Source organism: Vibrio sp. A2-1, from assembly GCF_021728355.1.
Classification (GTDB): Bacteria; Pseudomonadota; Gammaproteobacteria; order Enterobacterales; family Vibrionaceae; genus Vibrio; species Vibrio splendidus_K.
This window is the reverse complement of record NZ_JAKKCO010000005.1, coordinates 24,026-43,363: the sequence shown is the minus strand read 5'-3', so window position 1 is coordinate 43,363 and position 19,338 is coordinate 24,026. Positions and strand designations below refer to the sequence as shown.

14 protein-coding genes and 17 tRNA genes are annotated in these 19,338 nt (G+C 44.8%); 28 read left to right on the top strand and 3 right to left on the bottom strand.

The genetic code is table 11. From position 1 onward, the window contains the following. Positions 1–44: 44 nt before the first annotated feature. The 18 genes from orn (at position 45) to L3V33_RS16630 (ending at position 3,234) form a co-directional block, all read left to right on the top strand. Positions 45–590 carry an oligoribonuclease gene (orn, locus tag L3V33_RS16715; RefSeq protein ID WP_004733351.1) on the top strand — a complete coding sequence of 182 codons (546 nt, stop codon included), beginning with the start codon at positions 45–47 and terminating at the stop codon, positions 588–590. Positions 591–769: 179 nt separating this feature from the next. Beyond that, positions 770–845 (top strand) — tRNA-Gly (locus tag L3V33_RS16710). A 61-nt stretch (positions 846–906) separates the two neighbouring features. Then, positions 907–983 (top strand) — tRNA-Met (locus L3V33_RS16705). Positions 984–1,059: 76 nt separating this feature from the next. Beyond that, positions 1,060–1,135, top strand: a tRNA-Gly gene (locus L3V33_RS16700). A 61-nt stretch (positions 1,136–1,196) separates the two neighbouring features. Further along, positions 1,197–1,273, top strand: a tRNA-Met gene (locus L3V33_RS16695). A gap of 76 nt (positions 1,274–1,349) precedes the next feature. After that, positions 1,350–1,425, top strand: a tRNA-Gly gene (locus L3V33_RS16690). 121 nt (positions 1,426–1,546) lie between these two features. After that, positions 1,547–1,623, top strand: a tRNA-Met gene (locus L3V33_RS16685). A gap of 76 nt (positions 1,624–1,699) precedes the next feature. Continuing rightward, positions 1,700–1,775 (top strand) — tRNA-Gly (locus tag L3V33_RS16680). A 62-nt stretch (positions 1,776–1,837) separates the two neighbouring features. Then, positions 1,838–1,914 (top strand) — tRNA-Met (locus L3V33_RS16675). Between the two features lie 75 nt (positions 1,915–1,989). Continuing rightward, positions 1,990–2,065 (top strand) — tRNA-Gly (locus L3V33_RS16670). A gap of 60 nt (positions 2,066–2,125) precedes the next feature. Continuing rightward, positions 2,126–2,202 (top strand) — tRNA-Met (locus L3V33_RS16665). A gap of 77 nt (positions 2,203–2,279) precedes the next feature. After that, positions 2,280–2,355, top strand: a tRNA-Gly gene (locus tag L3V33_RS16660). A 51-nt stretch (positions 2,356–2,406) separates the two neighbouring features. Then, positions 2,407–2,483, top strand: a tRNA-Met gene (locus tag L3V33_RS16655). A gap of 77 nt (positions 2,484–2,560) precedes the next feature. After that, positions 2,561–2,636 (top strand) — tRNA-Gly (locus L3V33_RS16650). Between the two features lie 103 nt (positions 2,637–2,739). Beyond that, positions 2,740–2,816: transfer RNA gene (locus tag L3V33_RS16645), tRNA-Met, on the top strand. Positions 2,817–2,893: 77 nt separating this feature from the next. After that, a tRNA-Gly gene (locus L3V33_RS16640) sits at positions 2,894–2,969 on the top strand. A gap of 35 nt (positions 2,970–3,004) precedes the next feature. After that, positions 3,005–3,081, top strand: a tRNA-Met gene (locus L3V33_RS16635). Between the two features lie 77 nt (positions 3,082–3,158). Continuing rightward, positions 3,159–3,234: transfer RNA gene (locus L3V33_RS16630), tRNA-Gly, on the top strand. Positions 3,235–3,865: 631 nt separating this feature from the next. On the opposite strand, the gene queG is transcribed toward L3V33_RS16630, so the two are convergent. Next, a complete protein-coding gene (queG, locus tag L3V33_RS16625) occupies positions 3,866–5,008 on the bottom strand; it encodes a tRNA epoxyqueuosine(34) reductase QueG (protein WP_171331057.1) in 1,143 nt (380 codons plus the stop codon). Between the two features lie 254 nt (positions 5,009–5,262). Between queG and tsaE the strand changes: the two genes are divergently transcribed. From tsaE to hflC, 8 genes are all read left to right on the top strand, one after another. Next, on the top strand, positions 5,263–5,727 hold the full coding sequence (tsaE, locus tag L3V33_RS16620; protein ID WP_004735870.1) for a tRNA (adenosine(37)-N6)-threonylcarbamoyltransferase complex ATPase subunit type 1 TsaE: 465 nt from the start codon (positions 5,263–5,265) through the stop codon (positions 5,725–5,727). Then, on the top strand, positions 5,721–7,442 hold the full coding sequence (locus tag L3V33_RS16615) for an N-acetylmuramoyl-L-alanine amidase (RefSeq protein ID WP_065205755.1): 1,722 nt from the start codon (positions 5,721–5,723) through the stop codon (positions 7,440–7,442). The genes tsaE and L3V33_RS16615 overlap by 7 nt, the downstream gene beginning before the upstream one ends. A 51-nt stretch (positions 7,443–7,493) precedes the next feature. Continuing rightward, positions 7,494–9,773, top strand: a complete 2,280-nt coding sequence (gene mutL / locus L3V33_RS16610) for a DNA mismatch repair endonuclease MutL (RefSeq protein ID WP_237290833.1) — start codon at positions 7,494–7,496, stop codon at positions 9,771–9,773. A 97-nt stretch (positions 9,774–9,870) separates the two neighbouring features. Beyond that, on the top strand, positions 9,871–10,803 hold the full coding sequence (miaA, locus tag L3V33_RS16605; protein WP_054548395.1) for a tRNA (adenosine(37)-N6)-dimethylallyltransferase MiaA: 933 nt from the start codon (positions 9,871–9,873) through the stop codon (positions 10,801–10,803). A gap of 193 nt (positions 10,804–10,996) precedes the next feature. Continuing rightward, positions 10,997–11,263: an RNA chaperone Hfq gene (gene hfq, locus L3V33_RS16600; protein WP_004735866.1), complete on the top strand. Its 267-nt coding sequence runs from the start codon at positions 10,997–10,999 to the stop codon at positions 11,261–11,263. 44 nt (positions 11,264–11,307) lie between these two features. Beyond that, entirely contained in the window at positions 11,308–12,615 is a 1,308-nt protein-coding gene (gene hflX, locus L3V33_RS16595) for a ribosome rescue GTPase HflX (protein WP_004735864.1), read from the top strand. 27 nt (positions 12,616–12,642) lie between these two features. After that, on the top strand, positions 12,643–13,845 hold the full coding sequence (gene hflK, locus L3V33_RS16590) for an FtsH protease activity modulator HflK (RefSeq protein WP_017078236.1): 1,203 nt from the start codon (positions 12,643–12,645) through the stop codon (positions 13,843–13,845). Positions 13,846–13,847: 2 nt separating this feature from the next. Continuing rightward, a complete protein-coding gene (gene hflC, locus L3V33_RS16585; protein ID WP_054548394.1) occupies positions 13,848–14,825 on the top strand; it encodes a protease modulator HflC in 978 nt (325 codons plus the stop codon). A 181-nt stretch (positions 14,826–15,006) separates the two neighbouring features. Here the strand turns inward: hflC and L3V33_RS16580 are convergent, their stop codons facing one another. Continuing rightward, positions 15,007–15,195, bottom strand: a complete 189-nt coding sequence (locus tag L3V33_RS16580) for a DUF2065 domain-containing protein (RefSeq protein ID WP_026012244.1) — start codon at positions 15,193–15,195, stop codon at positions 15,007–15,009. 172 nt (positions 15,196–15,367) lie between these two features. Here L3V33_RS16580 and L3V33_RS16575 point away from each other — a divergent pair, with 172 nt between their 5' ends. Both L3V33_RS16575 and L3V33_RS16570 read left to right on the top strand, forming a co-directional pair. Beyond that, the gene (locus L3V33_RS16575; RefSeq protein ID WP_017078237.1) at positions 15,368–16,684 is read left to right on the top strand and encodes an adenylosuccinate synthase; all 1,317 of its coding nucleotides are present in this window, start codon (positions 15,368–15,370) and stop codon (positions 16,682–16,684) included. A gap of 348 nt (positions 16,685–17,032) precedes the next feature. Then, complete coding sequence (locus tag L3V33_RS16570) at positions 17,033–17,668, top strand: tetratricopeptide repeat protein (protein ID WP_004735859.1); 636 nt, start codon at positions 17,033–17,035, stop codon at positions 17,666–17,668. Positions 17,669–17,857: 189 nt separating this feature from the next. Here L3V33_RS16570 and L3V33_RS16565 read toward each other — a convergent pair whose 3' ends face one another. Further along, positions 17,858–19,267 (bottom strand): amidohydrolase, encoded by a 1,410-nt coding sequence (locus L3V33_RS16565; RefSeq protein ID WP_237290832.1) that lies wholly within the window; start codon positions 19,265–19,267, stop codon positions 17,858–17,860. Positions 19,268–19,338 lie beyond the last annotated feature (71 nt).

Here is a 19,338-nt window from a genome sequence, read left to right as displayed (position 1 = left end):
GGGTATAGTACCTCTTTTATACATAAACAAATAGGCGACGCCTTATGTCCTTTAGCGATCAGAACCTTATTTGGGTTGATCTAGAGATGACAGGACTTGATCCTGAAACTCATAAAATCATTGAAATTGCTACTATCGTTACTGATAGTGAGCTTAACATCCTGGCTGAAGGACCTGTTTTGGCTATTCACCAACCTCAGAGTGAATTGGACAAGATGGACGAGTGGTGTACAACCACCCACACCGGCAGCGGCCTAGTGAAACGAATTCAAGAAAGCACGGTTTCAGAGCAAGAGGCTATTCAACAAACGATTGAGTTTCTTGAGAAGTGGGTACCAAAAGGAAAATCACCGATTTGTGGTAACAGCATTGGCCAAGACCGCCGTTTCCTATACAAACACATGCCAGAGTTGGAAGAGTACTTCCATTACCGTTATGTCGATGTAAGTACCCTGAAAGAGCTGACTCGTCGTTGGAAACCCGAAGTACTCGATGGTTTTTCAAAGTCGGGAAGTCACCTTGCATTGGATGATATTCGTGAGTCGATCGCTGAACTGCAGTACTACCGAAAAACGATTATTAACATCTAATCAGATCAAATGATCACGTTTATCTAACTTTTCAGGGACATAAGAGCTGATTTTTTTGCAAATCTGCGTGCTTTTACAGCAGTTGAGTAAAAACTTTCGTAATTTTGCATTAAGGACTTGCATCACAAAAAAATGCTCTTATAATTCGCAGCCCTGAACGACGAAAGACGTTTCAGATTGCGATACTAGCTCAGTTGGTAGAGCGCAACCTTGCCAAGGTTGAGGTCATCGGTTCGAACCCGATGTATCGCTCCAAATTCTTTCTTAGGATTGATGTTGGAAATATAGAGTCATTAACTCAAATAATGCATCCGGACGCGGGATGGAGCAGTTTGGTAGCTCGTCGGGCTCATAACCCGAAGGTCGTCGGTTCAAATCCGGCTCCCGCAACCACATTACAGTTACACGTTGAACACTGCCTTGCAGTAGAACTTAGCTTCTTAGCAGACAGGATTAACGGTTAACTAATGCGATACTAGCTCAGTTGGTAGAGCGCAACCTTGCCAAGGTTGAGGTCATCGGTTCGAACCCGATGTATCGCTCCAATTTCTTTCTTAGGATTGATGTTGGAAATATAGAGTCATTAACTCAAATAATGCATCCGGACGCGGGATGGAGCAGTTTGGTAGCTCGTCGGGCTCATAACCCGAAGGTCGTCGGTTCAAATCCGGCTCCCGCAACCACATTACAGTTACACGTTGAACACTGCCTTGCAGTAGAACTTAGCTTCTTAGCAGACAGGATTAACGGTTAGCTTATGCGATACTAGCTCAGTTGGTAGAGCGCAACCTTGCCAAGGTTGAGGTCATCGGTTCGAACCCGATGTATCGCTCCACTTTTATTCGAACAAGAAGTAATATTCTTAGAAGTCATCTCCTAGAGAAAGTACTCAGAATGAAAATGGTTTAGTCTCATTGTCCTTAAACGGTAATGATGCGAAAAGAGAAACATCCGGACGCGGGATGGAGCAGTTTGGTAGCTCGTCGGGCTCATAACCCGAAGGTCGTCGGTTCAAATCCGGCTCCCGCAACCACATTACAGTTACACGTTGAACACTGCCTTGCAGTAGAACTTAGCTTCTTAGCAGACAGGATTAACGGTTAGCTTATGCGATACTAGCTCAGTTGGTAGAGCGCAACCTTGCCAAGGTTGAGGTCATCGGTTCGAACCCGATGTATCGCTCCAAATTTCTTTCTTAGGATTGATGTTGGGAATATAGAGTCATTAACTTAAATAATGCATCCGGACGCGGGATGGAGCAGTTTGGTAGCTCGTCGGGCTCATAACCCGAAGGTCGTCGGTTCAAATCCGGCTCCCGCAACCACATTACAGCTAAACGTTGATAGCTTCTTTGCAGTAAGAACTTAGTTTCTAGCAGACGAGTTTAACGGTTAACTAAGCGATACTAGCTCAGCTGGTAGAGCGCAACCTTGCCAAGGTTGAGGTCATCGGTTCGAACCCGATGTATCGCTCCAATTTCTTTCTTAGGATTGATGTTGGGAAATAGACTCATTGACTTAAACAATGCATCCGGACGCGGGATGGAGCAGTTTGGTAGCTCGTCGGGCTCATAACCCGAAGGTCGTCGGTTCAAATCCGGCTCCCGCAACCACATTACAGTTGAACGTTGATTACTTTCTTGCAGTAAGAACTTAGCTTCTTAGCAGAAAAGATGAACGGTTAGCTTATGCGATACTAGCTCAGTTGGTAGAGCGCAACCTTGCCAAGGTTGAGGTCATCGGTTCGAACCCGATGTATCGCTCCAAATTCTCTCTTTTTAGAGAACAGAGTCATTAACTTAAATAATGCATCCGGACGCGGGATGGAGCAGTTTGGTAGCTCGTCGGGCTCATAACCCGAAGGTCGTCGGTTCAAATCCGGCTCCCGCAACCACATTACAGTTGAACGTTGATTACTTTCTTGCAGTAAGAACTTAGCTTCTTAGCAGACAAGATGAACGGTTAGCTTATGCGATACTAGCTCAGTTGGTAGAGCGCAACCTTGCCAAGGTTGAGGTCATCGGTTCGAACCCGATGTATCGCTCCAAATTCAGTTCTTAGAAGTCATCTCCTAGAGAAAGTACTCAGAATGAAAATGGTTTAGTCTCATTGTCTTAAACGGTAATGATGCGAAAAGAGAAACATCCGGACGCGGGATGGAGCAGTTTGGTAGCTCGTCGGGCTCATAACCCGAAGGTCGTCGGTTCAAATCCGGCTCCCGCAACCACATTACAGTTACACGTTGATCACTGCCTTTCAGTAAGCGCTTAGCTTATTAGCAGAAAAGATGAACGGTTAGCTTATGCGATACTAGCTCAGTTGGTAGAGCGCAACCTTGCCAAGGTTGAGGTCATCGGTTCGAACCCGATGTATCGCTCCAATTTAAGCCTCATTGTCTTAAACAATGCATCCGGACGCGGGATGGAGCAGTTTGGTAGCTCGTCGGGCTCATAACCCGAAGGTCGTCGGTTCAAATCCGGCTCCCGCAACCACATTACAGTTACACGTTGAACACTGCCTTTCATTAAGCGCTTAGCTTCTTAGCAGACAGTATTAACGGTTAACTAATGCGATACTAGCTCAGTTGGTAGAGCGCAACCTTGCCAAGGTTGAGGTCATCGGTTCGAACCCGATGTATCGCTCCAGCTTTCTTCTAAAAAGCTATTAAGACTCTTTAAACCACCGTGTTTTTCTTTAGATCACAGAGTTTAAAGACGACCTTAAAGGTCACGCTCTTTCTTTAATGCTGCGAAGCATAATCCCCCCAAAAAGCAAATAATCCTCCATCATGGTGGATATTTTTTTGTCTTAAATTTTTCTTAGCAACTGGAATGCTAGTAAACATCAGGTCTCTGAAGCAGATACTTGAGGTTTTTCATATCTATAAACAGACTTATCCACAAAATGTTAGGTGTGGATAACTTGGTTGATAAAGTTATTTCAGACTTAATTCTTTACATATCCCCAAAAGATCTTTCTTGTTTTCAATATATTAGCTGAATTGTGGCGATCGTAACTTGTTGTTTTTTATCAGTTTGAGTGTTTATCTTGAATTTGATAAAAGATCGTTAACTTGTTGTTTTTTGATCTTAATCATTTATCGGTACTGTGTTTAACTTTGTGAGAGTGTCGGAAGTTTACGAGAGTTCTGAATTTTTTCCACATTGCTAAAATTGAGAACAAGGTCAAACATTGTTCTAAAATTATGTGCAACGAGTTGTCTTAAATCTTGGACTGTTGGCGTCCGCTAGTCCGCCAATCGTTGGTACCTAAAGGCTAGGCGTCTCTCGGTAGTCCTTTTTCCACGATACGGATAAGTCTGTGCTTTTTGGTGGAGACTTTATTCTTGCCTTCTTGGATGCTACTGGCATTCGGCAACTGTTGTAGTTGTTTATTCAAAGCCCACTCAATATGCACATCTAGCATTTCATTTTTGCCTTGATGAGATTCTAGTGTTTCAACAATGCGTTGTTGAAATGGCGCATTGCCCATCGCAACAAAGATATTGCGCAACCACTGGGTGTGGCCGATACGTCTTATTGCTGAGCCTTCCATTTTCTTTAGGAAGGTTGCTTCGTCCCAACTTGAAAGTGAAACCAGATCGGCTTCTTGGAAATCTTCTCTACGATGAAAGTCTGTTTGCTCTGTGAGTTCGGCATGACGATTCCACGGGCAAACTAACTGGCAGTCATCACAACCATAAATACGGTTACCAATTGCGTCTCTAAATTCTTCCGGGATCACACCATCGTATTCGATGGTTAAGTACGAAATACATTTTCGAGCATCCACTACGCCATCAGCAATAATGGCACCCGTTGGGCAAGAAGTGATGCATGCGGTGCATTTGCCGCACTCATCAACACTGGGCTCATCAACAGGAAGCGGGATATTAACCAACAGCTCTCCTAGAAAGAACCAAGAGCCCGCGTCTTTATCGAGAATTAACGAGTGTTTACCTGTCCAACCTAGCCCCGCTTTTTGAGCGAGCGGTCTTTCTAAAATAGGCGCTGAATCCACGAAAGGACGTGAGTCTAAACCTTCGACCTCTTTTTCGATTCTTTGTCCCAGCTTTTTCAACTGGTTACGGAACAATTTGTGATAATCGCGGCCTAAGGAATAACGGCTGATATAGCCTTGAGTGGTATCGCTTAGATTAGAAGCAAACTGAGCTTCTGGTGGCAGGTAGTTCATTCGGGCGCTGATCACTCGAATGGTGCCTGGATGAAGTTCATCAGGACGTGCACGCATCATTCCATGTCGAGCCATCCAATCCATTTCGCCGTGGTTGCCAGCATCTAGCCATGCTTGAAGAGGGGCTTCGTGTTCACTTAAATCAACATCGCAGATGCCAACTTTTTGAAAGCCTAGCTCTTTTCCCCAGATTTTAATTTTTTCAGCAAGATGGTCTAGATTCATGGCTTCATTCTTAATTCTTATTTCTTATTTTCTCTGTTTTACAATTAGAGATAAGGCTAATTAAAACTAGGTTCGGCAAAAATGGGGGCGGATCTTAACGGATCTTAGTGATATTGACCAGAACTGACGTGTTTTGATCAGTATTTTTCATAGAACTTACACTTGAGTGCTTGTCTACTAAAAGCATCACGGTTTACTATTCTTGTTCTTTTGATTTTTATATAGTCAACGATCGATTTTTAGAGAACGTATTCATGAGCACGAAACAATTTACTTTGAAAGATGAACAAGCAACGATTCAATTAGGGACGGAGCTTTCTAATCTTTGCTCACAGCAGACGACTATTTATCTGCATGGTGATCTTGGCGCAGGTAAAACGACCTTCAGTCGTGGCTTTGTAAAAGCACTTGGCCATCAAGGAAATGTAAAGAGCCCAACGTATACTTTAGTTGAACCTTATCAACTTGCCGATTGGCAGGTATATCACTTCGATCTTTATCGCTTAGCTGATCCTGAAGAATTAGAGTTCATGGGGATTCGTGATTACTTCACACCAGATGCTATCTGTTTGGTTGAATGGCCTGAGAAAGGCTATGGGATGCTACCAGAAGCCGATTTGGACATTGATATTCGTTACCAAGACGACCACCGTATTGTTTCTTTAACCGCTAATAGTGAATACGGACAGCGCTTACTTAGTCAGTTGGAGTTATGTTGATTTCTAGACGCCTTATTTCAGCAGTAGCCATGATGGCTGCTGTTTTTTCTATACTGTTTTCTTCACTTGTTTCTGCAAACTCACTGAAAAGTTTAAGGGTTTGGCCTTCCCCAGAAGAAACTCGTGTGGTTATTGACTTAAAATCAGAAGCGGACTTTAGCTATTTCACCTTGAGTAGCCCGAGTCGTTTAGTGGTCGATTTAAAACATACTAACCTTGCAACTAAGTTACCGGTCGTGGTGAAAGATAGCCCCGTTCTATCTAAGATTCGTAAGAGTTCTCCGCCAGACAAAAACACCTATCGCTTGGTTTTTGAGTTGAAGAAATCCTCTACAGCGGAGTTGTTTAAACTCAGCCCGACTCCTGGTGGTCAGTACGGACATCGTTTGGTGATCGATCTACCTCATGGTGCGGCAAGCAAGGGGACTACGACGTCGAAGCCGAGTAAACCAACGGTGAGCAAAAATATTAATCAGGTTAAACGTCAGAAAGACATTCTGATCGTGATTGACCCTGGTCACGGTGGTGAGGATCCAGGCTCTATTGGTCCAAGTCGTAAGTATGAAAAGAATGCGACTCTGAGTATTTCTCGTAAGCTTGCTGCACAGTTGAATGCGGTTCCTGGGATCAAAACTCGTATGACCCGTAACGCCGACTACTTTGTAAACCTTAACCGACGTGTCGCGATTGCTCGTGAAAACGAAGCTCATCTGTTTATCTCTATTCACGCCGATGCTTTTACGACCCCTCAACCAAGAGGTGGTTCGGTGTTTGTATTGAATACTCGACGCGCAAATACTGAGATCTCTCGATGGATCGAGAACAAAGAGAAGCAGTCTGAATTACTCGGTGGTAGCGGTGCGGCTTTCACTGGCAATATTGATGATAAGAACGTAAACCAAACTCTGCTTGATTTGCAGTTCAGCCACTCACAGAAAGAGGGCTATAAGCTCGCAACCACCATTCTGTCTGAGATGGGTAAGGTTGCTAAGCTTCATAACAGTAAACCAATCAATACCAGTTTGGCGGTATTACGTTCACCACAGATACCATCGGTCTTGGTCGAGACGGGTTTTATTTCGAATCCGACCGAAGAGAAGCTGCTCTTCCAACGTTCGCACCAAGATAAATTGGCACGAGCAGTGACCAAAGCGGTCGTTAAGTATTTGAAGGCTAACCCGCCAGAAGGGATTATCTTGTCTAATGCAACGTCGTCAACGGGTAGCGTGAGCCAACATAAAGTGTCTCGTGGTGAGTCTCTGTCTGTGATTGCGAGTAAATATGGCACCTCGACACAGACGTTGATGAAATTCAACAATCTGAAATCGAGCAGCCTAGCGATCGGCCAAGTGCTTAAGATCCCAAGCAGTGCTTCAGGGTCATCATCAAGCAGCGCAGTGAAAACCAAGACCATAACCCACACGGTTAAGTCTGGAGAGTACCTAGGCAAGATAGCCAGCCGTTACAAAGTACGGGTGGCAGATATCAAACGTGAGAACCGCTTGAAGTCTGAAACATTGAAAGTGGGTCAGAAGCTACGTATTACGGTTGAAGTGAAAGATGTCCCTCTGCGTAAACATAAAGTCGCAAGAGGTGATTATCTTGGCAAGATTGCGTCGAAATACGGCGTGAGTGTTAACAGTATTCGCCAAGCGAATAAGCTACGATCTGACAGCCTAGCGGTAGGGCAGGTGTTGATTATTCCGCACAAGTAAGCTTTTTAACGCAGACATGTTTCCATCAATGGCAGTAAGGTAGCTGTAAATATGACGATCAAAATACTGCCAGCTCGGTTAGCTAACCAAATCGCAGCGGGTGAAGTGGTAGAAAGACCAGCCTCTGTTGTAAAAGAGTTGGTTGAGAACAGTTTGGATTCAGGTGCCACACGTATCGATATTGATATCGAGAAAGGTGGCGCTAAGATGATCCGCGTTCGTGACAACGGCAAGGGCATCGTCAAAGATGAGCTTGCCTTAGCGCTGAGCCGTCATGCTACCTCTAAGATTCATACCCTTGATGACCTTGAGGCGATCGTCAGCCTTGGTTTCCGTGGTGAGGCGCTCGCGAGTATCAGCTCTGTTGCACGCTTAACCATGACTTCACGCCCTGCCACTCAAGATCAAGCTTGGGCAGCACACAGTGAAGGCCGTGACATGCAGGTGAAACTGCAGCCTGCGGCGCATCCCATTGGTACTTCGGTCGAGGTGTTAGACCTGTTCTTCAATACGCCAGCACGCCGCAAGTTCTTACGCACCGAGAAAACCGAATTCACGCATATCGATGAGCTGCTTAAACGCATCGCATTGAGTCGCTTTGATGTGACGATTAACCTTCGTCATAACGGCAAAATGATTCGTCAGTACCGCGCTGCCAAAACACAAGTTCAAGCAGAAAAACGCATCGCTGCGGTATGTGGCAATCCTTTTGTTCGTCATATGCTTAAGATCGAACTTGAGCATCAAGGCCTAAAACTTCATGGCTGGATCACCACGCCAGAAGGAGCAAGACAACAAAGCGATCTGCAATACTGCTATGTGAATGGTCGTATGATGCGTGACAAGCTGATCAATCATGCGATTCGTCAAAGCTATGAGACTAGCCTGCGTCCAGACCAATTCGCAACTTATGTACTGTTTATTGAATTAGACCCGCATCAGGTGGATGTGAATGTTCACCCTGCAAAACATGAAGTGCGTTTCCACCAAGCTCGCCTTGTGCATGATTTCATTTATCAGGCATTGAGTGATGGACTAGCCCAAAGCAAACAGATTAATGCGGTACCAATCAAGCAGTCTGCGTTTCATCAATCAGAAGCAACGAATTATCAGCAAGATAATGCAATTCCTGAATCTAGTGATGCGACGGGTTACCCAACGCAAGAAAGCACTGTCCCTGCTTATTCGGATCAAAACCCAGTATCTGATCAAAGCCCTCCATCTGAAAGGGCGCGACATGCTATTGAGCAAACGCCAGCCTACCCGAGAAAAGCTGAGTCTGAACAAGCGAATGATCAACCTCAACACAGCGTTAATGATGGTGGGCAACACTATGGATCAACAGCCAACCGAGGTTCATCGTCTAACAGAGGTTCTTCATCGAGTCTTGGTTCGTTATCTAGCCGAGGTTCGTTATCTAACATAGGCTCGTCGGCTCGCGAAACCAGTTTTACTGGGTCTCCTCGTCAAGAGTGGATCGAGTCTCGACCTGAACCTAAAAAAGAGAAAGAGCCACACCAGCATCATGGTGACCCGGCACCCTCTAAGCGAGAAGTGAAAGCCTACAAAGAGCTTCTGAAAACGCCAGATTTTGATGATCAAGTTGTAGCTCCATCATCTCCTCAAGAGCATGTGGCACCAGTAGGAACCAGAGACAACATAGAAAATAGAGAAAACATAGAAAATAAAGAAGCTAAGCCTGCTCAACAGAATCCTGTTCATTCAAAGCCAAGAGCACCTGTGACGGACTTGGGCAAAGCCGTCTCGGTAGTGGAACGCCAATATTTGGTAATGGGAAACAAAAACGGCAGTGTATTGGTGTCTCTAGCCAAAGCGGAATTGCTACGTGTGATTGGCCAACTTGATACTCGAGAAGGGGCGTTAAAAAGCCAACCGTTATTGGTGCCTTTATCGATTAAGCTTGGTAGTGAACTTGTCGAGGTTGCTAAGGCGTTGAGCCAAACACTGGCGTTATTGGGGATTGAGCTTAAGGCGCGAAACAGTGAAGCGGTAATGGTGATGGGCGTGCCTTCTCCTTTGAGGCAGCAAAACTTACAAATTTTGATCCCAGATCTGTTATCTTACGCGGCTTCATTAAACGCTCAGATTGTCGATAATCACGCAGATACTGTTTTTAACGATATGTTGCCATCATTGGTCAACTGGATCGGGATTCAAACGGCACAAGTAAAAAGCGACTACACTTTATCTGAAGCGGTTCAACTAGTTGGGGAACTTGAACAGCTTTGGCATGGTCTACTTCCACTAGATGATCCAGAGTTTGTCAATCCTATCGACTTTTCAGCGACCATAGCCGCGTTTACGGTTTAACTTTTTCGCGATGGCATTTGTCTTTTTAGCTGAATACGTCGCGACACAAAGCCCTTTTTTATAAAGCGCTCTAACAGAGAAACAAATACAAAATATCATGACTGAAAAATTACCTTTAGCGTTGTTTTTAATGGGCCCTACGGCATCAGGAAAAACAGATTTAGCTATCCGCTTACGTCAGAAATACCCAGTAGAGATCATCAGTGTCGACTCAGCATTGATCTACAAAGACATGGATATCGGCACCGCTAAACCGGATGCAGGAGAGCTCGCGCTCGCGCCCCATCGTTTGATTGATATTCTCGATCCAAGCGAAGCGTATTCTGCGGCAGATTTTCGTCGTGATGCGATCAATGAAATGAATAAGATTGTAGCGGAAGGAAAAATTCCGTTACTGGTTGGTGGCACAATGCTGTACTACAAAGCATTGTTGGAAGGCTTATCGCCATTACCGGCCGCGGATCAAGAGATTCGTAAGCAGATTGAAGCGGAGTCTATTGAACAGGGTTGGCAGGCATTGCATGATCAATTAAGAGAGATAGATCCCGTATCCGCTGAAAGAATACACCCAAATGATCCACAAAGGCTTTCAAGGGCATTGGAAGTTTACCGAATTTCGGGTAAAACATTAACAGAGCTAACTCAAACGAAAGGCGATAGCCTGCCATTTCGTGTAAAACAATTTGCAATAGCTCCCAAGGAAAGGAAAGAGCTCCATCGCCGCATTGAACTTCGCTTTGAGAAGATGATAGAGGCGGGGTTTGAAGATGAGATGAAGGCGTTATATGCCAGAGACGATCTTCACCCTGAACTGCCATCGATCCGATGCGTTGGTTATAGGCAGATGTGGGATTATTTAGATGGGAATTGCGATTTAGACGAAGCGGTTTTCCGTGGTGTCTGCGCAACCCGTCAATTGGCCAAGCGACAAATCACCTGGTTACGCAGTTGGGATGATTTAACTTGGTTGGATAGCGAAAACATTGATCAGGCGTTAGAAACTCTTTCAGATGCAATAGCATCTGATTAGTATTGCTGTGTATAATGTGATCGCTTTTTGCGTGAATATACTCTGAAAAGGATCAGTTATTGAGGCTTTTAAAAATCACAGCCTTTCAATAACAACGGAGTTTTTTTATTCGTTTAGCTCAGATGCAAAGGCCGCACCTTTTTGTGCACCACTAGCTAAATAATTACAACAAAATATAAATAAGGAAAATAAAATGGCTAAGGGGCAATCGCTACAAGACCCATTCCTAAATGCACTCCGTCGTGAGCGCATTCCAGTCTCTATCTATCTTGTTAACGGCATCAAGCTGCAAGGTCAGATCGAGTCTTTCGATCAATTCGTGATCTTATTGAAGAACACAGTAAACCAAATGGTTTACAAGCATGCGATTTCTACTGTGGTTCCTGCTCGTGCAGTTAGTCACCACAGCGGCGAGCAACAGCGTGCGCCATCTGATCGTCCAGAGAAGACTGAAGATTAATCGTTCAATTGATACAGCTTGCGCTGTAATAAGGAGTTGGTTGCTTGTTTGACCGTTATGAATCCGGCGAGCGAGCCGTACTTGTTCATATCAACTTCACGCAAGAGGGAGAATGGGAAGACCTAAGCGAATGTGAAATGCTGGTCTCCTCAGCGGGGGTAGAAACGCTACAAGTGATTACTGGTAGCCGACAATCCCCACTCCCTAAATACTACGTTGGAGAAGGTAAAGCCCTAGAAATCGCTCAAGCCGTTCAGCTGACCGGTGCTGAAATTGTGATTTTTAACCACTCTCTCTCTCCTGCCCAAGAGCGAAACCTCGAGCAATTGTGTAAATGTCGTGTGATTGATCGCACGGGTTTAATCTTAGATATCTTTGCACAACGTGCGCGAACTCATGAAGGTAAGCTACAAGTTGAGCTCGCTCAGCTTCGTCATATCTCTACCCGATTGATTCGTGGTTGGACTCACCTTGAAAGGCAAAAAGGTGGTATTGGTCTTCGTGGTCCAGGTGAAACTCAACTGGAAACCGATCGACGTTTGTTGCGTGACCGTATAAAAGCGATATTACGTCGTTTAGCGAAAGTGGCTAAGCAGCGTGAACAAGGACGACGTGCTCGTAATCGAGCTGAAATCCCAACAATTTCTTTGGTTGGTTATACCAACGCAGGGAAATCAACACTTTTCAATCAAATCACTAGTGCAGGTGTTTATGCGGCAGACCAACTGTTTGCAACTCTAGACCCAACACTACGTAAGATTGAATTGGCAGATGTCGGGCCTGCAATTCTCGCAGATACCGTAGGTTTTATCCGTCATCTACCACACGACTTGGTCGCTGCGTTCAAGGCTACGTTACAAGAGACGCAGGAAGCTGACATTTTGTTACATGTTGTTGATGCCAGTGATGACCGCTTTCGTGAGAACATTCAGGCTGTTCATGAAGTATTAGAAGAAATCGATGCTCATGAAGTGCCAACCCTTGTAGTCATGAACAAAATTGACTGCATGGAAGACCAAAAACCTCGAATTGAAAGAGACGAAGAGGGCGCACCACGCGCTGTTTGGGTTTCTGCAATGGAAGGAGAAGGGATTGAACTGCTGTTTGAGGCTTTAACTGAGCGTTTAGCGAGTCAAATGGTTCAATTCCGGTTGTGTATTCCACATCAACATCAAGGCCGTATTCGCAGCTTATTCTTCGAGATGAAATGTATTCAACAGGAAGAGTATGATGAAAATGGTAACTTGTTGATAGATATCCGAATGCAACAAATAGATTGGTCTAAACTTGAAAAAAGAGAAGGGGCGCTCTTAGGTGACTTTATCGTTACCAAAGAGACTGCTACAGTATAACGTCATATCAAATGATGGAGCTTTCTAATGGCGTGGAATGAGCCTGGAAATAATAACAACGGCGATAATAACGGCCGCGATAATGACCCTTGGGGTAAGAACAATAATCGCGGCGGCCGAGATCAAGGACCGCCAGACTTAGACGAAGTGTTTAGTAAACTAAGTCAAAAGTTAGGTGGCAAGTTTGGTAAAAAAGGTGGCAACGGTAACGGGCCATCTATTGGTGGTGGCGGTGCGATTGGCTTTGGTGTCATTGCTGTCATTGCGATTGCTATCTGGTTCTTCGCTGGTTTCTACACCGTTGGCGAAGCAGAAAGAGCCGTTGTACTTCGACTGGGTCAATTCGACCGTATCGAAGAACCGGGTCTTAACTGGCACCCACGCTTCATCGATGAAATTAAAGATGAGCAACTGGTTAACGTTCAAGCGATTCGTTCTCTACGTGCTTCTGGCACCATGCTAACGAAAGATGAAAACGTTGTGACGGTTGAAATGGGCGTTCAATACCGTGTTTCTGACCCGTACAAGTACTTGTATCGTGTAACGGATGCGGATGATAGCTTACGCCAAGCAACTGATTCTGCGCTTCGTGCGGTAATTGGTGACTCACTAATGGATAGTATCCTAACAAGTGGTCGTCAGCAGATTCGTCAGAGCACTCAAGAAACGTTGAACCGTATTATTGATAGCTACGACATGGGTATTCTGATTGTTGACGTGAACTTCCAGTCAGCACGTCCACCTGAGCAAGTGAAAGATGCATTTGATGATGCTATCGCGGCTCGTGAGGATGAAGAGCGTTTTGAACGTGAAGCTGAAGCTTACCGAAATGACATTCTTCCAAAAGCAACAGGTCGAGCTGAGCGTTTGAAGAAAGAAGCGGTCGGTTACTCTGAGCGTATTGTTAATGGTGCTTTGGGTCAGGTTGCTCAGTTCGAGAAGCTTTTACCTGAATACCAAGCTGCTCCTGAAGTAACACGTAACCGTATGTACCTTGATACAATGGAAAAAGTGTACTCAAGCACATCGAAAGTCCTGATTGATTCTGAATCAAGCGGTAACTTGCTATACCTACCAATTGATAAGCTAGGCGCACAAGGTGGTTCTCAGTCGGGTACTCGCCCTGCAAAAGCATCATCAACTTACGATCAAATTGAGTTAGAAACTCAAGCGGATCCAAAGTCTAGCACTCAAACTCGTTCAGACAGTTCACGTCAAGGGAGATACTAATAATGCGTAAATTAATGATCCCTGTATTAGTTGTGACGATTGCCCTTCTATTGATGTCACTATTTGTGATTCAAGAAGGCGAACGTGGCATGGTAATTCGTTTTGGTCGAGTTCTCGATGACAACGGCGTATCACGAATCTATGAACCAGGCTTGCATTTTAAACTGCCACTGTTTGATCGCGTAAAAGTACTTGATGCTCGTATTCAAACGATGGATGGTCGTTCTGACCGTTTCGTAACATCAGAGAAAAAAGACGTTCTAATTGATACCTACGCAAAATGGCGTATTGCTGATTTTGGACGTTTTTATCTGAGTACCGGCGGCGGCAATATCATGACGGCAGAAGCACTTCTTGAGCGTAAAGTGACAGATGTTCTTCGTTCTGAAATTGGTGCTCGTGAAATTAAGCAGATCGTGTCAGGCCCTCGTAATAAGGACATCCTGCCAGACTCTGCTGATAGCGAAGTTGTTACAACGGTAGCGGCTGCAGAAGCTCTAGAAGTTGATGGCGAACGCGACAAGATCATGGAAAACGTTTTGTCTGGAACGTCAGAAAGTGCGATGGCTGATTTAGGTGTTGAAGTTGTTGATTTCCGAATGAAGAAGATTAACCTTCCTGACGAAATCAGTGAATCTATCTACCGCCGTATGCGTGCAGAACGTGAATCGGTTGCTCGTAGACACCGTTCTCAAGGTCGTGAGAAAGCAGAAGTTATCCGTGCTCAAGCTGAGCTAGAAGTAGCAACAGTTCTTGCAGAAGCTGACCGTACAGCTCGAATCACTCGTGGTGATGCAGATGCAGAAGCAGCGAAGATCTACTCTGATGTGTACAGTAAAGATCCTGAGTTCTATGGCTTCATGCGTTCATTGCAAGCTTATGAGACTTCATTTAGCGATAAGAGCGACATTCTAGTACTGGATCCGAAGACTGACTTCTTCCAATACATGAATCAAGCGAGCGGCGCTCCAGCAAAATAAGCTGATGCGTTAGCGGATGCTTAGCTCAATAAGCAAAATACGTTAAAACTTAAAAGGCTCCCATTATGGGAGCCTTTTTGTTTTCTATTCTTTGAAGACTAAAGACTAAAGACTAAAGACTGAATATTGGCCATTGCGTCCTCGAGGGAAATCAAGCGACAGAGCCTTGCTTTGAGAGAGCCTAGCGGTAGGTCATGAAAGCGATAACGACGCCGGCAACCACAAGGCAACCGCCAATTCGGCGCAGTTGCGTGTCTGGCTGTTGGCTTAATTGAGCAACCATGTTTCTCCAGCCATTAGGTGCAATCAAGGGCCCTAGCCCTTCAACGATAAGAACAAGCCCGATTGCGAGCCAGATAGAATTAGACATGTTGCTGCCTTTTGCCTGTAAAAAGATAATAATATCAGCATCTTTACGGATCTTCGCGGTGTCATTGCAAATTTGCTTGTCGTTAGCTTTAACAATTATGAACAAAAAATGACTGCAAGAAATGTGATTCGGTGCTAGAATCCATTTTTAATTAGCAACAGAAATTGGAAAGATGGGAAATAACGTAGTCGTTCTAGGCACCCAATGGGGTGATGAAGGTAAAGGTAAAATCGTTGACCTTTTAACTGAAGATGCAAAATACGTGGTTCGCTACCAAGGCGGTCACAATGCAGGTCACACACTTGTAATTGACGGTGAAAAAACCGTTCTTCACTTAATTCCATCAGGTATCCTACGCAATAACGTTAAATGTGTTATTGGCAACGGTGTAGTATTATCGCCTGACGCACTTCTTAAAGAAATGAAACCTCTTGAAGATCGCGGTATCCCAGTACGTGAGCGTCTTTTCATCTCTGAAGCTTGTCCTCTAATTCTTCCGTACCACATTGCAATCGACAACGCGCGTGAAATCGCTCGTGGCGCTAAAGCTATCGGTACAACGGGTCGTGGTATCGGTCCTGCTTACGAAGATAAAGTTGCTCGTCGCGGTCTACGCGTTGGCGACCTTTTCGATAAAGAAGCATTTGCTGAGAAGCTAAAAGAAGTTATGGAATTCCACAACTTCCAACTAGAGCACTTCTACAAAGCTGAAACAGTAAGCTACGAAGAAGTTCTTGAGCAAGCGATGAGCTACGCAGACATGTTAACTGCGATGGTTATCGACGTAACTGACGAACTAGACGCAGCACGTAAGCGCGGCGACAAGATCATGTTCGAAGGTGCTCAAGGTACGCTACTAGATATCGACCACGGTACTTACCCATACGTAACGTCTTCTAACACGACTGCTGGTGGTGTTGCTGCAGGTTCTGGTTTTGGTCCTCGTCACATCGGTTACATCCTTGGTATTACTAAGGCTTACTGTACTCGTGTTGGTTCAGGTCCATTCCCAACTGAGCTATACGATGGCCTTGAAAAACAAGACCCAGTTGGTAAGCACCTAGGCGATGTTGGTCACGAGTTTGGCGCAACGACTGGTCGTCTACGCCGTACTGGTTGGTTCGATGCTGTTGCTATGCGTCGTGCAATCCAAATCAACTCTCTATCTGGTATCTGTCTAACTAAACTAGACGTTCTAGATGGCCTAGAAGAACTGAAAATCTGTACTGGTTACAAGATGAAAGATGGTTCTATCCTAGAAGTTTCTCCAATGGCTGCTGAGTCATTCGAAGAAGCGACGCCAATCTACGAAACAATGCCTGGTTGGTCTGAAAACACATTTGGTGCTAAATCTATCGACGCGCTTCCACAAGCTGCTCTAGATTACATCAAGCGTATCGAAGACCTAACTGGCGTTCCAATTGATATCGTATCAACTGGCCCAGATCGTAACGAAACTATCATCAAGGTTCACCCATACGGCGCATAATGCCCGCTGAGTGATTACCAGGCACTAACCGTGCTGTGGTAATTAAAGTACTTTGTTACTTTGTTAATTAGTTAATTAAAGTGCTCTGATAATGAAATAGTTTTCTAAAAGCCGACTTTATTAAGTCGGCTTTTTAATACCTGCAATTTAGCCACGCACTCTTTGATGGTGATCTTTTAAGCGTCATCAGGCAAAATATTGCCCATTAGCGGCAAGTTTTGTCTAAAGCCGTCAGGGTTATTGCCGATACAGATATCATGGAAAGTGAAGTTCACCCTGTTTTGTGCGTGTAGAAATCCTCTGCGGCCCTCAATAGATAACTTTAGCGACAGATAATAGAGTGCAGGTATGAAGCTACGAATTGTAGCAGCTTCATTAATAATGGCGCTGAGCTCACCCTTGAGTCATGCAAATTTGACTGACGTGGGAGAGCCCGTTCCAATATATACAGAAGCTGAACTGATTAATTTAATCGAGAATAATCAACATCTAGAGCGAGTGAAAGCTGATAAGTGCCAGTTAGTTGAAGATATCGTTGCTCGTGCGACGCGTATTAGCTTGCCTTCTTATGAGTTTTTATACGGTGATATGTTGGCTTGGGGCGTGTGTGTTCCACAAGATGTCGAGCTTGGCATTTACTATATGGAAAACGCGGCGCATCAAGGTTTACCGGCTGCACTAGAGCAGCTAGGTCGTTATTATTCTCGTGGAACCTTGGTTCAACAAGACAAAGAGCGTGCGATTCCGTATTTACGTGAAGCGGCCTCTATGGGTAATCTAAGTGCAAGCATTCACTTAGCGGAACTCTTGCTGCGTGATTACGGTAGCCCGTTAGATTATGAAGATGCTTACCGCTGGTTATACAACTCGGTGACTGCGGATGATAGGCAACACAAACGCATCACCGTGCTTCGTAGCGGTCTGGAACAGAGAATGCCGGACAACATTATCGCTCGAGCAAAACGTCGAGACGTGTTCTGGTAATTACGAATATTTATTAAGGTTGATGGTGAACGACTGCACTCGTTAGCTATCTATCTTGATATAGAAAGATATCGTATTAAAAAGGCCTCGTAGGTAAATACCTATGAGGCCTTTTTTGATCTTAACTGCTTTTTTGTTTAACCGCTTTTTAGATTAAAAAGAAAGCGCAGTGATTTATAGTCCTAGCCATTATTGAACAACTTCACCAGATTCAATCACCGTCTTACGAACGACTTTGGTGAAATCGAGTGCTTCTTGGCGAATCTTATCTTCATCGACCGTTAGCATGTCGCGGTCTTGCATGATGATCTTACCGTCAACGATGGTGTGGCGAACGTTACCAGAATTAGCTGAGTAAACTAATGCAGAGTATGGGTTGTAGACTGGAACCATGTTTGGCGCTTTCGTATCGATCACTATGATGTCGGCGAGTTTACCTGTTTCAAGAGAACCGATCTTATCTTCCATGTGTAGCGCTTTTGCTGCGCCCATTGTTGCCATGTCGATCACTTTGATCGGCGGCATTGCGGCACGATCTTTATTAACCAGCTTGTGAACTTTAGCGACTTGGTTGAATTCATCAATGGTGCTCAGTGTGTTACCAGACATCGGGCCATCAGTACCTAAACCAATACGAACGTTTTCGTCATACATCTTAAGTGCAGGAGATACGCCTTTTGCTGACTTGATGTTAGCACTCATGTTGTGAGCCACACCCATATCCGATTTTTTCACCAGCTCGATATCATGATCGTCAACAAGGATCATGTGTGCACCCACCAAGTTTTTGTTGAGTGCGCCAATGCTGTCCATGTATTGAACCGGTGATAGCCCATCTGAACGCTCGGCGATTTTCTCTTCTTCACGGTGTGATTCTGCTAGGTGAATCATTACTGGTACATCGAGCTCTAGAGAGAGCTTAGAGATCTTCTGCAGTATCTCTGTGGTGTTGGTGTAAGGCGCGTGTGGTGCAAACGCGGGTGTGATACGCGGGTGGTCTTTGTATTCTTCAATGAAATTCAGCGCGTATTGGATGCCTTCTTCCGCGTTGGCTGCGTCTGCGACTGGGAACTTAATCACGGTTTCACCAAGAATGGCACGCATGCCGATCTTATCGACAGTTTTCGCAACTTCATCTTCGAAGTAGTACATGTCGGCGTAAGTCGTGACACCGCCTTTTACCATTTCAACGTTACCGAGATTAGCGCCAATGCGTACCATGTCTCGCGATACCAGTTTCTTCTCTAGAGGGAAGATATAACGGTGAAGACGGTCAGGCACATCATCGGCCAACGAACGGAAAACCGTCATCGATACGTGAGTATGAGTATTGATGAGACCTGGCATCACGATATCGCCATCCACGTCTAACACTTGTTTCGCTTGGTACTGCTTCTCTAGTGAAGCATCACCAACGGCAATGATTTTGTTGTCTTTTACGACAACCGTTCCGCTCTCATAAACCGTTTTGTCTTGGTTCATGGTTAGAACCATCGCATCGGTAATCATCAAGTCAGCTTTTTCCATTGCTGAACTCGCAAATGGAAATAGAGCGAGGCTTGCCATTGCTGAAGCCAATAGGGTGCGTTTTAGTTTCATATCAATACTCAGAACAGGAGTTGGTAAAGTGTCAGGATAATAGTGTATTTCATTCATGGCGCAAACGTTTG

Excerpts from the sequence above, each read along its gene's own strand:
- L3V33_RS16615 (WP_065205755.1), top strand. The coding sequence starts at position 5,721 with ATGTTGATTTCTAGACGCCTTATTTCAGCAGTAGCCATGATGGCTGCT.
- mutL (WP_237290833.1), top strand. The coding sequence starts at position 7,494 with ATGACGATCAAAATACTGCCAGCTCGGTTAGCTAACCAAATCGCAGCG.
- L3V33_RS16570 (WP_004735859.1), top strand. The coding sequence starts at position 17,033 with ATGAAGCTACGAATTGTAGCAGCTTCATTAATAATGGCGCTGAGCTCA.
- miaA (WP_054548395.1), top strand. The coding sequence starts at position 9,871 with ATGACTGAAAAATTACCTTTAGCGTTGTTTTTAATGGGCCCTACGGCA.
- L3V33_RS16565 (WP_237290832.1), bottom strand. The coding sequence starts at position 19,267 with ATGAAACTAAAACGCACCCTATTGGCTTCAGCAATGGCAAGCCTCGCT.
- L3V33_RS16575 (WP_017078237.1), top strand. The coding sequence starts at position 15,368 with ATGGGAAATAACGTAGTCGTTCTAGGCACCCAATGGGGTGATGAAGGT.
- hflC (WP_054548394.1), top strand. The coding sequence starts at position 13,848 with ATGCGTAAATTAATGATCCCTGTATTAGTTGTGACGATTGCCCTTCTA.
- L3V33_RS16580 (WP_026012244.1), bottom strand. The coding sequence starts at position 15,195 with ATGTCTAATTCTATCTGGCTCGCAATCGGGCTTGTTCTTATCGTTGAA.
- orn (WP_004733351.1), top strand. The coding sequence starts at position 45 with ATGTCCTTTAGCGATCAGAACCTTATTTGGGTTGATCTAGAGATGACA.
- tsaE (WP_004735870.1), top strand. The coding sequence starts at position 5,263 with ATGAGCACGAAACAATTTACTTTGAAAGATGAACAAGCAACGATTCAA.
- queG (WP_171331057.1), bottom strand. The coding sequence starts at position 5,008 with ATGAATCTAGACCATCTTGCTGAAAAAATTAAAATCTGGGGAAAAGAG.
- hfq (WP_004735866.1), top strand. The coding sequence starts at position 10,997 with ATGGCTAAGGGGCAATCGCTACAAGACCCATTCCTAAATGCACTCCGT.
- hflK (WP_017078236.1), top strand. The coding sequence starts at position 12,643 with ATGGCGTGGAATGAGCCTGGAAATAATAACAACGGCGATAATAACGGC.